The following is a 14,774-nucleotide window of genomic DNA, read 5'->3' as shown; positions in this document are numbered from 1 at the left end:
CTGCCTGTCTCCTGTCGGCCCGTTGCCGGACTCAGTCCAGCTCGATCTCGGCGTTGTTGGTCCCGAACACGTGGTAGTCGGGGGTGACGCCGGCCGCGGTCAGCAGCTGCTCACCGGCAGGGGTGCGCACGAAGGGCTTCGGACCGTCCGGGTTGTAGAACAGGGCCTTGACCCAGTTCAAGGTGCTGCCCGGCTGCCACGGCGTGGTGCTGTTGAGGTCCTTCTCGCGCACGATCGCGTTGTAGGCGAAGTTGCCGCCGTACGGCGCGCTGGGCTGGTTGACGTCCGTGTTGGTCGCGCCGTCGAGGAGCTTGATGCCGGCAGCGCTCGTGGCGGTGCGGTGCCCGTTCTCCGTGTTGTAGGCGTTGGTCGTGCCCGTGGCGGTGTAGTAGCCGGTGTTGAGCGTCCGGAAGCGGCCCCGGGGGAACGGCACGATCGCGTTCTTGCGGTCAGCCGCAGGCAGGCTGGTGATCGCGGTGGGGTCGTTCTGCTGGACCTGGATCTGGTTCGGGTTGGCGCGGCCGGTGAACCCGGAGTTGCCCGGGTTCTGGCGCTTGACGTTGGCGAGGAAGGTGTTCCACATGCCGGCGTCGGTCGGGAGGATCAGCGGGATGATCTTCTCGGCGCCGGCGGAGCCGGAGTAGCCGGTGACCTGGCTCCACGTGGTGATCGTGCCGCTGTAGATCTTGAGGATGTCCGACGCCGAGATCGTCGCCGGCGCATTGGTGTCCTCCGCCGTGGCGATCAGCTGACGGTCGGTGGCGATCTGGACCCGGATCAGCTTGCTGCCGAGGTTGGTCTGCGCGGTGTTCTGATTGGTCTCGTTGAGCGGATCGGGGCTGCGGCCGACGTCGATCCAGCCCTGGTCGTCGTTGATGATGGCGTCGCGGCCGCCACCGCCGCCGCCCGACGGGCGGACGACGAGGTCCTGGCCCGCACGGAGGGAGATCGTCGGGTTTAGCAGCTTGACGTCGCCCTGCTTGATGTACTTCGTCGCCAGATCCTTGTCGGCGTCGCTGAGGTCCTTGTACTCCTGATCGGTGATGGTCTCACCGAACTTGTCGATCCACTGGCCCGCGAGCAGCCGCGGGTCGGTGAACGCGCTGCGGCCCTGGGCGTCGCCGGACGAGTCGAAGTTGACGAACCGCCACCGGTTGCCGGCCGTGTTGTAGCCGGGCAGCTCGTGGTAGCCGTCCGCGAGGAAGTTGAAGGAGTTCTGGATGATGTCGGACCCGGTCGACACCACGTCGTTCGGCTGCGGCGAGAAGTCCGCCTCGGCCGGGGTCAGCGACAGAGCGAGCGTGCTGGCGGTCGCGAGCGCGACGAACGCCGCCCCCACGGACTTGGGTCGATCGAGCATGAACATGCCTTTCTTTAGTAACTCACCCGAGATAATGGTTAAAGGAAATCTAGAGGCCTCGCCGACTCGCCGCAGCGGATTCCGGAAACTGAGACCGTGAGCTCTTCGGCCGGCGCCTCCAGGCTCAGATCAGCCCCGGCAGCAGCCGGGTCCCGATGGACGACACCAGCCAGAGCGCGGCGAGCACGCAGGGCCCGAGGGCGATCCAGGCCGCGGACCGCGACCACTTCAGCCACGACCACACGAAGCCGACGAGCGCGAGCACCAGCAGCTGGAGCGACAGGGCGAGCAGCGCCAGCGTCGCCGTGTCCAACCCGCCGGACATCAGCGGCACGCCGACGTCCTTGGTGGCCACCGGCCCGCCCGCGACCGCACCGTCGGTGAGCACGGCGTCGACGTACAGGCTCTGCGCCGCCTGCAGCCCCGCCATCCCGGAGCCGCGCTGCGAGGTCACGAGCGTCAGCCGCGCACCGTCGGCGGGTGGCGCCGCCGGCATCGGGTCGCCCTTCGTGCGGACGCTGACCACCTCGTAGGCGAACGACCCCTGGCCGGTCGTCACCGTGATCGGTGCGCCGTACGGCAGGTCCGCGATGTCGGCGAACGGACCGCCGAAGCTCAGCGATCGACCGGCGATCACGCTGACGCCGCGCTGGCCCGGCAGCACGCTGCCGAGCACGTGCCCGGGACCGTCCTGCAGCTGGGCCGGGCGGCTGCCCTCGACGACGACGATGTCGTCGATGCCGGCGCCGGGGATCGACAGCACCGCGACCGGGCTGCCGGCCGCGATCGGGGCACCCGTGGGAGCCGTGCCCTCCGCGAGCTCGGTCCGGATCTCCTCGTAGAGCTCGCTCTGCGCGTGTCCCTGCTCGATCCCGCTGAACACGAACAGGTAGAGCAGGAACCAGGCCACCAGGAGCGCGACGGCGAGCAGCACCTGCGAGGAGCCGATGCGCACCGGCTCCCGCTCACCGGCTCCCGGAGGCGGTGACGCGTCAACCGTCCCGGTGTGGAGCACGGTCGGGGGGCCGGCGTACAGGGCGGTCATCGACGTCTCCGCCCGCGTCGCGCTGCCGTGCGCGCCTTCGGCCCTGCGGACGTGACCGCCTTGGAGATGTGGTCGAACCAGCGCATCAAACATCCGGCCAGCGCACAGGCGATGGCGAACACCAGCAGCCCCGGGACCCCGAGCCGGCCGAACTCCGACTGCTGCCCGGCGGTGAGTGCCGTGGGCGCGTCGGTGACCGGCGGCGTGGCCGAGCCGGACGGCTTCTTCGACGGCGTCGTGACCGGCGGCACCGACCCGGCCGGCACGACCGGGGAGACTCCCGGACCGGGCGTGGTCGGCTTGGGGCTCCCCGGCTTCGTCGGCGTCGGCTTGGGCGTCGCCGGCGCACTGAAGTCGCAGACCTGGTCGGCCGCGGGCGGGGTCATGTCGAGAGCCGGCACGTCACCGCCCTGCTTGCGTACGGCGGCCGCCGCGGTCAGCAGGTAGTCGTGCTCGGCGCCGAGGCCGTTGTCCGCGGTCAGCGGCAGGTAGCCCGGCGGCAGCTGCCCGTTGGCCAGCCCCGAGACCTGGCCGTCGCCACTGGCGTAGCAGAGCAGCTTGGCCAGCTCGGTGGACAGCTTCTCGTCCAGCCCCTGGGTCGGCACCACCGCATAGATCGGCATGGCACCCGGATAGGCACTCCTGCCCTCAGGAGCGCTGATCCTCGGGTAGTCCAGGCTCCAGGTCGCGGCCGCCTTGTCGGCCTTCATCAGCTTCGCCGCGGCCTGTAGACCGGCGTTGTCGGGTCCCACGAACGTGCGGCCCGCGACGGCGTAGGTCTGCCCCGCCACCGATGCGGAGTTCGTCTGCAGAGCGGCGGTGCGCAGGTTGTAGCGGCGCGCGGCAGAGAGCGAGACGACCCCGAGGACGAACCGGTAGCCGACGGTCTGGCGCCCCTGCTGCCGCAGCGGGAGGGTCGTCTGGTCGTAGCCGTCGAAGCGGCACACCGTGGACACGGAGGAGTTCGCGTACTGCATGTTGAGCGCGACCGTGCCGACGTTGCTCGGCGGGTTCGCGATCAGCTGCATGAACGGGGTCGGGCTGTTCTTGTAGCAGGCGTTCTCGTTCTGGTACCACTGCGGCGCCAGCCAGTCGTCACGCAGCGGCCAGTTGTCGACCGGGAGGTCGAGGGCGCGGTAGGACTCGTTGACCTTCATCCCCCACGGGTCGGGGGTGCCGTCCAGGAATGCCCGGGCCTCCGGGTCGCCGTCGATCCACGAGGTCAGCGCCCAGATCAGGTCGGAGTTGGCTGAGAAGACCTGCAGCGCGGCAGCCGCCTCGAGGGTCGAGCTCTCCGGGATGCCGGGGTTGAGCGCCTGGAACTCGGGATCCAAGGTGATGTTGAGGGGATTCCCACCCATGCCGGGGTGATTGTCCCGCACGACCGCGGCAGCCGGGTACGACGAGGTGAGCAGCTTCGCGACGAGGCGGGCGTTGAGGTTGAGGCTCTCCCGTCGCTGCTTGTCCTTGTCGTCGATGGAGAAGGCGATCGCGAAGCCACCGAAGGCGATCGGCGCCTGCACCACGGGTCGGGCGTAGCCTCCGGGCATCGGCGCCGAGCTGAACGCACCATCGATCTCGCCCGCGTTCACCAGGGTGCGTGCCAGCGAGTCGGCCTGCTGGACGTGGGTGAAGGTGAACAGGTCCTTGGACGTGCAGAACTCGGGCCGCCACGACGCGGTGAGCTCGTTGAGCACGACCGAGCCCATCAGCTCGACCGGCGACTCCTTGCTGATGGCGTCGCACACCGCGCCGGTGGCCGCGAAGGTCAGCGGGACGGTGATCCGGTTGCGCCAGTTCGAGGCGGACCACCACAGGTTGCCGCGGACGGCCTGGTCGGTCGTCTGGCTCGACCGCGACTCGCCGGGCTGGTAGGCGCCCGTCTTGCGGCAGGTGGTGTCGGCAGTCGTCAGCTGCGACTCCGTCAGCGGGTTGTCGTCCTTCGTAGTCTGCGGCGCCGACAGCTTGGTGCCCCAGGCGTCGCAGCTGACGCCGACGATCGGCACCGCGACCAGGGAGCAGGAGACCTCGATCGAGCAGCCCAGTGACGCGTTCTCGGCGGCGGTCCACACGGCGAAGTCGGCCTCGCCGTGGCCGTTGGTGCCGGTGATGCCGTACGTCGCGTTGCTCGGCAGACCACCGGCCTCGGCGCTGTCGGACTCCGGCGCCAGCGGGGTGCAGCCGACGTTGGGGTCGGGTCCGCCGTAGTAGACCTCGCCACCGGCAGCCCGGAAGGGCAGCCAGCGAGCGGTCAACGGCTGGCTGATCTCCGCACACTCGGCCGGCACCGGGTCGGGCGCGCCCACGACTGCGGCCCGGTCGTCGGCCGATGCGTAGGCATCCATGCGCCACGACGGCGTGTGCGACGCCGCTGCCAGATAGCGCTCCGCCGACGTCTGGGTCCAGCACGTCTCGGGCGTGACGGCGACCTGGCCCTTCGGCACGGTCCCGCCGACACCGCGGCACTGCAGCAGGACGAAGGGGTACTCCTGGTTGCGGCCGTCGGAGGAGTTCGGGTCGCCGACGACGCCGCCGGTCGGGACGGCGCCGTCCCAGCTGACGTGGATCTCCTGGCGGCCGCGGAGATCCTTGGTCTGCGCCACGTTGAGCGTGACCTGGTTGCTGCTGACCTGGGTCTCGGTGCCGAACTGGTCGATGAACGACCGGGTGGCCGTGACCGAGCCCGTGAACGACCCGTTGGTCGCCCGTGCCGACGTCGGGGACGCGGGCAGGAGTACTGCCACCGCCGCGAAGAGGAACGCGGCAGCGAACAGCACGTGAGCGATCTGCGTGCGGCGCCCCGACCTCGACGGGGTCATCGCATGGGTCATCGCATGGGTCATCGCATGGGTCATCGGCGGCCTCGTCGCCGCGAGACGGTCTGGCTGACCACGGTCGGCACGACGAGCGTGCCGACGAACAGGCCGACCACCAGGGCTGTCAGGACACCCGGCGGGCCGGCCGAGCCGTCGGAGCTGAGCGTCGTGGCCACGACGGATGCGGTCTCACCACCGTCGGTCGTCGTGCCGCCGCCAAGGCCGAGGTCGTCGACCACTCCGGGATCCGCACCGGTCGGGGCGTCCGGGACACCGTCCCCGTCGGCGTCGGTCGCCCCGGTCGGGGTGCCGCCCGTCCCACCGTCGACCGTGCCGGTGCCCTTGTCACCCTTCTTGCCCCCACCTGTGGCGTCCGGGTTGGCCGGGACCTTGCCGTCGTCGTCCGGGTTCTCGTTGAAGGAGCCCACGGTCTCGCCGCACGGGCCCTTGCCGGGGCGGTCGCAGTCGGCCGGGAACGGCGCGATCTTGGCCAGGTAGTTCTCCGACGGCTTGCCGGGGATGAAGGTCGGGTTGTGGCAGTTCTTGACGTCCTGGATGATCGACGCGTCGAAGGACACCCCGTCGTCGGCCAGCTTGAGCTTGTTGACCTGGGCGAACCCCGCCTGCACGAGGTTGATCGGCAGCGGCGAGTAGCCGATCGGGCCGACCGCTGACTGCCCCTCGCAGATCGAGTACTTCAGGAAGTCGACGATCGTCTGCCGCTTGGCGGTGGTCATCCGCGAGTCGTTGGCGGCGGTCGGGATGATCGCGTAGACGTACGACGACAGCGGGTAGGTGCGCTTGTCGGGGTTGACGTAGACGTTGTCGAGCTTCTGGGTCAGATAGTTGGGGTCGTTGGGGTCGTCGTTGATCTGCGCCTGGGTCAGCGCGACCGCCACGTTGTACTGCGTGGGCAGCGTGTAGTAGCCGGCCTTGTTGAGCACCTTCAGCACCGGGAAGTTCGCGCCCAGGGGGTAGGAGTACTCCTCCATCGCGATCGCCCCGTTGGCCCCCTCACTCTTGACGTAGTTCATGACGCCGTCGGATCCGGACTGTGCCTTCTGCGGCCCGCGGGTCTCTCCGCAGTTGAGCGGGAAGTAGTCGGACGGCGCGAGCTTGCCGCCGTTGCACTCCTGCCACAGGCTCGGGTACTGGCTGACCATCCAGGTCGTGAACTGGTTGGTGATGCCGGCGCCGTCGGCGCGCACGATCGGGATGATCGGGATCGACGGCAGGGCCACCCCGTTGTTGTCGGCGGTGATCGCGGGGTCGTTCCAGTTGGTGATCTTGTTGGTGAAGATCTTCGCGATCGTCTCACCCGACAGCCGGAGGTTGCGGACCATCTTCCCGCCCACCTCGACGTGGTACGGGAACGAGGTGCCACCGGAGACGATCGGCAGGTAGGCGAAGGAGCGTCCCAGCGGAGAGTCGGTCGCACCCGTCGTCGGGTCCTTGCCCCGGTACGGCGAGTCCGTGACGCCGAAGTCGGTCGACTTGTTCGCGTAGTCCTTGCGCCCCTGGGCGGCGCCGTTGGCGGTGTAGACGACCCGCATGTTCGACGCCGCGACGGTGGCGACCCACTGGTTGACGGCGTTGGCGGCCCACGACGACCCGGACCCCTGGACCAGGGCGTAGGTGGGCGCTGCGCTCGCACCCCCGGGGCCGGCGAGGACGGCGAAGTTCATCGCCAGCAGGATCGCGATGACCCGGAACACCCGGGTCCTGGAGACGATCATCGGAACTTCCTTCTTCCACCGGCGACCAGCCGGGCGAGGAGAAACAGAGAGAGCACGAGGATGAGCAGGACCGCGGAGGCGGCGTACGCCCGCTCCTCCATCTGGGGGTTGCCGGACTGGATCGAGGCGTAGATGAAGAGCGGCAGCGAGTTCATCGGGTCCTGCACCGGGTTGGTGTTGAGGAACGTCGACGCGCCGGAGGTCAGGAGCACCGGTGCCGTCTCGCCCACGGCACGGGCGACGCCGAGGATCAGCGCGGTCGCCAGGCCGGGCCGGGCGGTCGGGAGCACGACCTTCCAGACGGTCTGCCACTTCCCGGCACCCATGGCGTACGACGCCTCCCGCAGGCCACCGGGCACGACGCCGAGCACGACGTAGCTCGCCCGCGCCATGATCGGCAGCGCCATCACGGCCAGCGCGAGGGCGGCGGCCAGGCCGCTGGCCGGCATGCCGAACCGGACGATGAAGACCGAGTAGATGAACAGGCCGGCCACGATCGAGGGCAGCGCCGTCATCGCCTCCACCACGGTGCGCACCAACCGGCCACCGCGTCCACCGACCTCCGACATGTAGACGGCGGCCGCCACCCCGAGCGGCATCGCGATCGCGACCGCGATCATGACCTCGATCAGGGTTCCGACGATCGCGTGCAGGATGCCGCCCATGGTGAACGGGTCCTCGGCCCGGACGCCGGACATGTCGTCGGTGAAGAAGTTGAGGTTGGCCAGGGCGGGGAGCCCCTTGACCAGCGTCATCAGGACGACCGTGCCCAGCGCGAACGCGACCAGCGTCGGAGCGGCGACCACGGCCGTGGTGACGACGCGGTCGAGCACCACCTGGCGCGGCTGGGTCAACGCGGTCAGCCCGGCGTAGAAGGCGACGAAGGCGAGGTACCAGGCCACGACGAAACCGATCGACCCCTCGGCCGGGAGGATCATCGTGTAGAAGAGCCAGGTCGTGGCGACGGAGCCCACCGCGGCACCGACCAGCGTCAGCAGGTCCTCACGGGTGCGGGAGCTGGTACGCCGCAGCACCTCCTCGACCGGGGCGGCCTCGACCGGCACCTCCGCGGGGAGCACGTCGTCGGTCGGGCGCTCGAGCGTCTGCGTCACAGCTCGGTCACCTGACTTCCCCGCGACCGGGTGACGATCATCGCCGCCAGGCTGTTGACGATCAGCGTCATGCAGAACAGCAGGAAGCCCGCGGTGAGCAGCGCCGAGAGCTGCGACGGAGTCGCCTCCTTGAAGCTGGAGGCGATGAGCGAGGAGATCGTCGAGGTGCCCGACTCCAGCACGTACGGCTTGATCTCGAAGGCCTGGGAGATCACCAGGACCACCGAGATCGTCTCGCCGAGCGCGCGGCCGAGGGCGAGCATGCTGCCGCCGATGATGCCGCTGCGGCCGAAGGGCAGCACGACCGTGCGGACAACGGCCCAGCGCGTGGCGCCGAGAGCGAGCGCGGCCTCCTTCTCACCCACCGGTGCCTGCGAGAAGACCTCGCGCATCACGGAGGTAGCCATCGGGAAGATCATCATCGTGACCGCGATCGCGGCGATGAACGCCGAACCGGCGTACGACGGGTAGCCGGGCGCCTGGTTCCAGATCGGGTAGTCGACGTCGGTGCGGACGTGGAAGAGCGGGAACCAGCCGAAGTACTTGCTGAGCCAGTGCGCGACCTCGGTGGCGTGCGGCTGGATCACGAACAGCACCCACAGACCGAACACGATGCCCGGAACCGCCGCCATCAGGTCGACCACGCGGATCAGGGTCGCCCGCAGTCCCGGCGGCGCCCAGTCGGTGATGAAGAGCGCGGTGAGCACTGACAGCGGCACCGCGATGACCAGGGCGAGCAGTGCCACCTCGATCGTCCCGACGACGACCGCGGAGATGCCGATGATGTCCTGGCTCGGCAGCCACCGGAACTCGGTGAAGAACGACCAGCCGTAGTGGTCCAGGGTCGGAACCGACTGGACCCCGAGGAAGACACCGATGCAACTGACGATGACGAGCACGAGCATCCCGACGCCGCGCACGCTGTGCACGAACAGTCGGTCCTGGAACGAGTGCCGCACGACGAGACGACGTGGGACGTCCTCGGGCTCCTCCGACTCGATGGCCGGTCCCGACGCCGGGGGTGGCGCCAGCACATCACCTGACATGTGCATCCTTCTCAAGATGAAGCGACATGGTCGTCGCCCGGAGGCGACGCAGTTTCAGGCGACGGTTGCACCCATAGCCATGAATCCCGAGAAGATTACTGGACTATAAGCACATTAGAAGATCGAACGAGGAACTCACCGACGGACGGGCAGAGAGGTCTAGACCGTTACCCGTGCCGGCGCCGCCGAGACCCCGCTCGGCCATCCCCAATCTTGGGCACGTGGCCCTCGGAAGCCTGATCCGCCCGGGACCGGGCGCGCAGGCTCGGAGCCGGAGTGGGGGACCAGGGGGGTCCTTCCGTAGTGCCGGGAGCTGACCGTTGCAGAACCGACGCAGGATCATCGCGTCCGTCTCCGTGGTGGCGGCCGCGGCGGTCACGGCAGGGGTGGTGGCCGGCCTCGCGCTGAGCGGGCCGTCGGTCACGTCGGGCCCCTCCCCCCTCTCCTCCTCGGTCGGTCCGCACGAGGCCGGCACCCCGAGCGCCCCGGCCGGCCCCGCGAGCGACAGCGCGACGAGCCGGCCGGGGACCACGGACAAGCGCCCGTCCGCGGACGGGTCCGCTTCCACGGGTGGCGGTCTCGGTGGCGTCGAGACGCTCCCCGAGACGCCGGGCGTCACGCCGTCCGGCCTGCCCGGTGTGACGACCAAGCCGACCGTCGCACCTCTTCCGTCCTGGGACGGACTGTCGACCCGGGCCGTGGCGGCGCGCGGGCGCCTGGTGCCGGGCTATCCCAGCTCGTTGCTGCCCGCCGCCCCGCGTGCGACCATCCTCACCAGCAGCCTCTCGCCGTCGACCGGCCAGGTCCAGCTCGCGCTGGTGGCGCGCCGCGACCAGGCCCCTGCGGGGGTGCTGCGGTTCTACCGGGCTCGCCTGGCGCGAGCCGGGTTCGCCGAGCAGGCCGTCGCCGCGGTCGGCGGCGCCAGCGCCGCGGCGTTCACTCGCGGCGACAACCGGGTCGTCGTCACCGTCGACCCGGGCCGCGCGCAGACCTACTCGGTGCAGGCCACGTTCGTCACCGGCAAGGCCTGAGACCCCGTGTACATCACCCTCAGCGACCGACCCACCACCTCGCGGCGCGCGCCGGACGGACGGCGGCGCCGGGTGCCGCCGATCGTCATCACGCTCGGCTTCGTGAGCCTCGTCACCGACATCTCCTCGGAGTCGGTCGCGGCGATCCTGCCGCTCTACCTGACGGCGTCGCTCGGCCTCTCCGCGATCTCGTACGGCTTCATCGACGCCCTCTACCAGGGAGTCAGCGCGCTCGTCCGGATCGGCGGCGGCTGGGCCGCTGACCGCGGCGGGCACCCCAAGTGGGTGGCCCTCCTCGGCTACGGCCTGTCGGCCGTCGCCCGCTTCTTCCTGCTCTTCAGCACGGGGCTCGCGGCGATCTCGGCGGTCATCTCGGCGGACCGGATCGGCAAGGGTCTGCGGACCGCACCGCGTGACGCCATGATCTCCGCGGCCGCCCCGGCCGACAGCCTCGGGTACGCCTTCGGTGTCCACCGCGCGCTGGACACGGCCGGCGCCGCGATCGGGCCGGTCATCGCCTTCGTCGTGCTCTGGTGGATCCCCGACGGCTACCTGACCGTCATGGTGATCTCGCTCGGCTTCGCGGTCCTCGGGGTGGCCCTGCTCGGCCTGCTGGTGCCCGACCGCCCGTCGGCCGAGCAGCGGCCGGCGCGCCCCTCGATCCGGTGGCGCGACGTCGCCACTCCGGGTCTGGTCCGCCTCCTCGTCGTGGCCGGTGCGCTCGGCCTGCTCACGGTCGGCGACGGCTTCATCTACCTCGCCCTCCTCGACCGCGGCGGATTCGCGGCGCACTGGTTCCCGCTCCTCTACGTCGGGACCAACATCGCCTACCTGTCCCTCGCCATCCCGATCGGCCGGCTCGCCGACCGGGTGGGCCGGGCGAAGGTGCTGATCTGGGGCCACGGTGCCCTGATCGCGGCGTACGCCGCCGTCGCCTTCTCGTGGAACATCGCGGCGTCGACCGTCATCGCCCTGCTCCTCCTCGGCACGTTCTACGCCGCCACCGACGGCGTCATCGCCGCGCTCGCCGGTCGACTGGTGCCGCCCGAGGTGCGGGCCAGCGGGATCGCGTCGGCGCAGACCGTCGTGGCCCTCGCCCGGATGGCCTCGTCGGCGGGGTTCGGCGTGCTGTGGTTCTTGTTCGGGCCCCAGGTCGCGCTGGTGGTGGTCGCCCTCGTCCTGCTCGTCGCCCTGCCGTTCGCACTGTCCGCCGTGCGCCGGCTCGACCTGCGATCCGGAGCCGCCGCGTGAGCCAGCGGGCCCGCATCGCTCTCTTCCTGACGGTCGTCTTCGTCGTCGTGGGCGGTGTGACGGCGTACGTCGTCACCTCGGCCAGCGACTACCAGCGCAAGCACGACCGTCCCCCGTCAGTGGCGATCGACGACGACCCCGCGCTCGCCGCCACCGGTCCGCGGATCGTCTTCCGGCACACCGGCGTCGACGAGAGCTACGGCCTCGTGGCCACGGTCCCCCTCGACGACCCCGGCGGCCCGCGGGCGTTCACGGACGTCGCCTGCGACCGCGTCGACGCGACCGCCGACGAAGCCTCGTGCCTGCGGATCGAGAGGGGCGTGGTCACCAAGTACTCGCTCACGGAGTACGACGCCGACTGGCAGCCCGTCGAGAAGGTGTCGCTGCCCGGGATCCCCAGCCGCACCCGCCTCTCGCCCGACGGGACCCTGGTCTCGTCGACGACGTTCGTGAGCGGCCACACCTACATGCAGGTCGGCTTCTCCACGGCCACCGAGATCCGCGACGTCGGCGGCAGCAGCCACGGCAACCTCGAGAAGTTCGACCTCGTGCTGCACGGCAAGCCGACCGCGCCCCGGGACCGCAACATCTGGGGGGTCACGTTCACCGACGACGACAACACCTTCTACGCCACGGTCGGCACCGGGGGGGAGACCTACCTGGTCCGTGGCGACCTCGCCGCGCGCACGCTCACGTCCGTGGCCGACCACGTCGAGTGCCCGTCCCTCTCCCCCGACGGCAGGCGGATCGGCTTCAAGCAGGCGACCGATCGCGACGGCCAGACCTGGTGGACGCCGGCGGTGCTCGACCTCGCGACCGGTGAGCGCACCGTCCTGGCCGGCGAGACCCGCAACGTCGACGACCAGGTCGAGTGGCTCGACGGCGACACCCTGCTCTACGGGCTCGCCCGCGACGACGAGGCCGGCGTCACGGACGTCTGGCAGCTCGACACCCGCGCCGACGCGAAGCCCCGGCTGCTCATCGAGCAGGCCTGGTCGCCCGCGGTCGTCCGCTGACCCGTACCACTCCCCCCGTCGAGACACCCGAAATGGCCCTTCTCGGAGCGGCCGATTCGGGACCGTTTCGGGTCTCTCGACGTCGTACGGCGGGCCGAGGCGCTCAGCCGGTCGCGGCGTGACGGGTGGCGACCGGCCCCCGGGAGAGCACGAACGATCGCAGCTCGCCGTCCTGGCTGAGGTCGACGTAGCGCAGCTCAGCCGGGGCAGCGACGTCGTCGCGGGTGTCGGCCCGCAGCAGCCCGTCGTACACGCCGACGTACGCCGTGGACTGAGGCTTCCAGTCGAGCGCGAGGGAGACCCGGCGTCGGGCCCGCCGGGCCAGCTCGACCCGGAGCTCGGGATCGTCGAGCAGCCGCTCGACGGCGTCGGAGAACGCCACGACGTCGCCGGACGGTACGTAGAGGCAGGAGTCTCCGCCGGAGACCTGGGTCTCGCGGAGGTCGAAGGAGACCGACGGCAGGGCGTACGCCATGTACTCCATCGTCTTGTTCATCGTCGACACGTCGTTGAGCGGCGTCTTGTGGTCCGGGCACAGCCCGATCGCGGCCGCACTCAGGTGCTCGGCGATCATCTCTGGGCCGGCGCGGCCGGTGAAGGTGACGACATCGTCGAGGCCGAGGTCGTGGGACCTGCGCTGCAGGTCGCGGAAGCAGTCGCCGAACCCGAGCAGCGTCGCTTGGACGTCGGTGCGTCCGCGCCGGTGGACCAGCTCGGCCATCACGTCGAGCACGGTGTCGACGCCGTCCTGGGGGCCCATGATGCCGAGGTAGACGAGGGAGTGACGCCGCGGGCAGGGAGTGCCCGGAGCCGGGTGTACCGGGCGCATCACGGTGGTGTCTGGTCCGCTCCGGACCACGGTCACCTGCGCCGGGTCCAGCCCACCGCGCTCCACCGCGATCCGCTTGTACGACTCGTTGGTGGAGATCACGTGGTCGGCCTCGGCGTACGTACGACGCTCGAGCCAGCGCAGCCCCCACAACTGGAGACGACCGGCGCGGCCCTCCGGCTCGCCGAAGCGCGAGAGGAAGAGCTCCGGGTTGAGGTCGTGCTGGTCGAAGACGAACTGCACGCCGCGGCGCTTCCAGATCCGGGCGAGCGCCCAGTAGGTGTCCGGCGGGTTGCAGGCCTGGAGCACCTGGAACGGTTGTCGGCGCCACACCCGGCGCGACAGCCGGGCCGTGCGCAGCCAGGAGTAGCCGAACTCCCACAGGTAGCCCAGCACACCGCTCGCCTGCGGCGCCGGCCGGTACTTGTACACGTGCACGCCCTCGATGACCGCGCGAGACGGGTCTCCCGGGCCCTTCGGACAGATGACGCTGACGTCGTAGCCGGCGCCCTTGAGGGCCAGGCACTCCAGCCAGACCCGGCGGTCCAACGGCACCGGCAGGTTCTGCACGATCACGAGCACATGCGCTTTGTCGACCATGCCCCCACGCTGTGACACCGAGCGGACGGGCTTCGGCGCACCGGTTCAAGTTCCCCAATTCTTGGGACAGCCAGCAGCGCCGTCCCCTGGCATGGTGAAGCAGGACCGGCCCGCCGCCGACTCTCGGTGTGCGAGCCATGCCATCGACCGCTAGGTGACCCCCCGATGACGACCCCCTCCCACCGACGTCCACCCGTACGCCGGCGGCTCCGCCGCGTTGCCCTCCCGCTGATCGCACTCCTCGGCCTGATCGCCTCGGTGCTCGCAGTCGTGACCCTTCAGCAACCCGCGCAGGCCGACACCCGCGGGCTCTTCGAGGAGGCGGCGCCGGACGGCGCGTGGCTCGATCCCGACCTCCAGGCGGTCGAGCTCGGCATGCGGTTCGCACCCAAGGTCGACGGCCTCGCCACCGGAACCCGGGTCTACAAGATCTCGCGCAGCACCCTGGCGACGCCGGACAGCGGCACGCTGTGGAGCAGCCGCGGTCGTGCCCTGGCGCGAGCGACCTTCGAGGAGACGGACGAGACCGGCTGGCTGTCGGTGGACTTCGAGGACCCGGTCGAGCTGACGGCCGGCCAGACCTACACGATCTCGGTGCACGCCCCGCACGGCCGCTACGCCGTGACCGAGGGCTACTTCGACCGCACCATCGAGTCCCAGGACCTGCGCGCGCCCGGCTACCGCAACGGCGTCTACGCCTACGGGTCCGCCTCACGGTTCCCGTTCCAGACCTACCGCCAGTCCAACTACTGGGTCGACGTGAACTTCGTCGCGGGCGGCGTCGAGCCCACGCCGAGCCCGACGGACCCGACCGACCCCACCCCCACCGACCCGACGCCCACCGATCCGGGGCCGACCGGGCCGACGGACCCGACACCCACCGACCCCACCCCCACCGACCCGACCCCGACCGACCCGACCCCGACCGACCC

The 14,774-nt window shown here is 70.5% G+C and carries 11 protein-coding genes; 4 read left to right on the top strand and 7 right to left on the bottom strand.

Annotated features, from left to right (window positions below; genetic code table 11):
* Window positions 1-31: 31 nt before the first annotated feature.
* The 6 genes from ABEA33_RS22145 to pstC all read right to left on the bottom strand — a co-directional run bounded on the left by ABEA33_RS22145 (window position 32) and on the right by pstC (window position 9,115).
* Window positions 32-1,360, bottom strand: a complete 1,329-nt coding sequence (locus ABEA33_RS22145; RefSeq protein ID WP_345529227.1) for a substrate-binding domain-containing protein — start codon at window positions 1,358-1,360, stop codon at window positions 32-34.
* Between the two features lie 124 nt (window positions 1,361-1,484).
* The gene (locus ABEA33_RS22140) at window positions 1,485-2,405 is read right to left on the bottom strand and encodes a class E sortase (protein ID WP_345529226.1); all 921 of its coding nucleotides are present in this window, start codon (window positions 2,403-2,405) and stop codon (window positions 1,485-1,487) included.
* Window positions 2,402-5,260: a hypothetical protein gene (locus tag ABEA33_RS22135; RefSeq protein WP_345529225.1), complete on the bottom strand. Its 2,859-nt coding sequence runs from the start codon at window positions 5,258-5,260 to the stop codon at window positions 2,402-2,404. Before ABEA33_RS22135 ends, ABEA33_RS22140 begins: the two co-directional genes overlap by 4 nt.
* Window positions 5,257-6,957, bottom strand: coding sequence for a substrate-binding domain-containing protein (locus tag ABEA33_RS22130; protein WP_345529224.1), 1,701 nt, complete (start codon window positions 6,955-6,957; stop codon window positions 5,257-5,259). Before ABEA33_RS22130 ends, ABEA33_RS22135 begins: the two co-directional genes overlap by 4 nt.
* Complete coding sequence (pstA, locus tag ABEA33_RS22125) at window positions 6,954-8,069, bottom strand: phosphate ABC transporter permease PstA (RefSeq protein ID WP_345529223.1); 1,116 nt, start codon at window positions 8,067-8,069, stop codon at window positions 6,954-6,956. Before pstA ends, ABEA33_RS22130 begins: the two co-directional genes overlap by 4 nt.
* Window positions 8,066-9,115, bottom strand: a complete 1,050-nt coding sequence (pstC, locus tag ABEA33_RS22120; protein WP_345529222.1) for a phosphate ABC transporter permease subunit PstC — start codon at window positions 9,113-9,115, stop codon at window positions 8,066-8,068. The genes pstA and pstC overlap by 4 nt, the downstream gene beginning before the upstream one ends.
* 320 nt (window positions 9,116-9,435) lie before the next feature.
* On the opposite strand from pstC, the gene ABEA33_RS22115 reads away from it, so the two are divergent.
* Genes ABEA33_RS22115 through ABEA33_RS22105 form a run of 3 tightly spaced genes read left to right on the top strand, consistent with a single transcriptional unit; the run spans window position 9,436 to window position 12,413 of the window.
* Window positions 9,436-10,146, top strand: coding sequence for a hypothetical protein (locus ABEA33_RS22115; protein WP_345529221.1), 711 nt, complete (start codon window positions 9,436-9,438; stop codon window positions 10,144-10,146).
* A 6-nt stretch (window positions 10,147-10,152) separates the two neighbouring features.
* Entirely contained in the window at window positions 10,153-11,397 is a 1,245-nt protein-coding gene (locus ABEA33_RS22110) for an MFS transporter (protein ID WP_345529220.1), read from the top strand.
* On the top strand, window positions 11,394-12,413 hold the full coding sequence (locus ABEA33_RS22105; protein WP_345529219.1) for a TolB-like translocation protein: 1,020 nt from the start codon (window positions 11,394-11,396) through the stop codon (window positions 12,411-12,413). Before ABEA33_RS22110 ends, ABEA33_RS22105 begins: the two co-directional genes overlap by 4 nt.
* A gap of 103 nt (window positions 12,414-12,516) precedes the next feature.
* Here the strand turns inward: ABEA33_RS22105 and ABEA33_RS22100 are convergent, their stop codons facing one another.
* Window positions 12,517-13,842: a glycosyltransferase family 4 protein gene (locus ABEA33_RS22100; protein ID WP_345529218.1), complete on the bottom strand. Its 1,326-nt coding sequence runs from the start codon at window positions 13,840-13,842 to the stop codon at window positions 12,517-12,519.
* A 165-nt stretch (window positions 13,843-14,007) separates the two neighbouring features.
* On the opposite strand from ABEA33_RS22100, the gene ABEA33_RS22095 reads away from it, so the two are divergent.
* On the top strand, window positions 14,008-14,774 hold a 767-nt coding region (locus tag ABEA33_RS22095), incomplete at its 3' end, for a DUF4082 domain-containing protein (protein ID WP_345529217.1).

Origin of the sequence: Nocardioides endophyticus, from assembly GCF_039543845.1 — a bacterium.
In the GTDB taxonomy this organism is placed as follows: domain Bacteria; phylum Actinomycetota; class Actinomycetes; order Propionibacteriales; family Nocardioidaceae; genus Nocardioides; species Nocardioides endophyticus.
The sequence above is the reverse complement of the archived record's forward strand: the minus strand, read 5'-3'. Positions and strand labels throughout refer to the sequence as shown.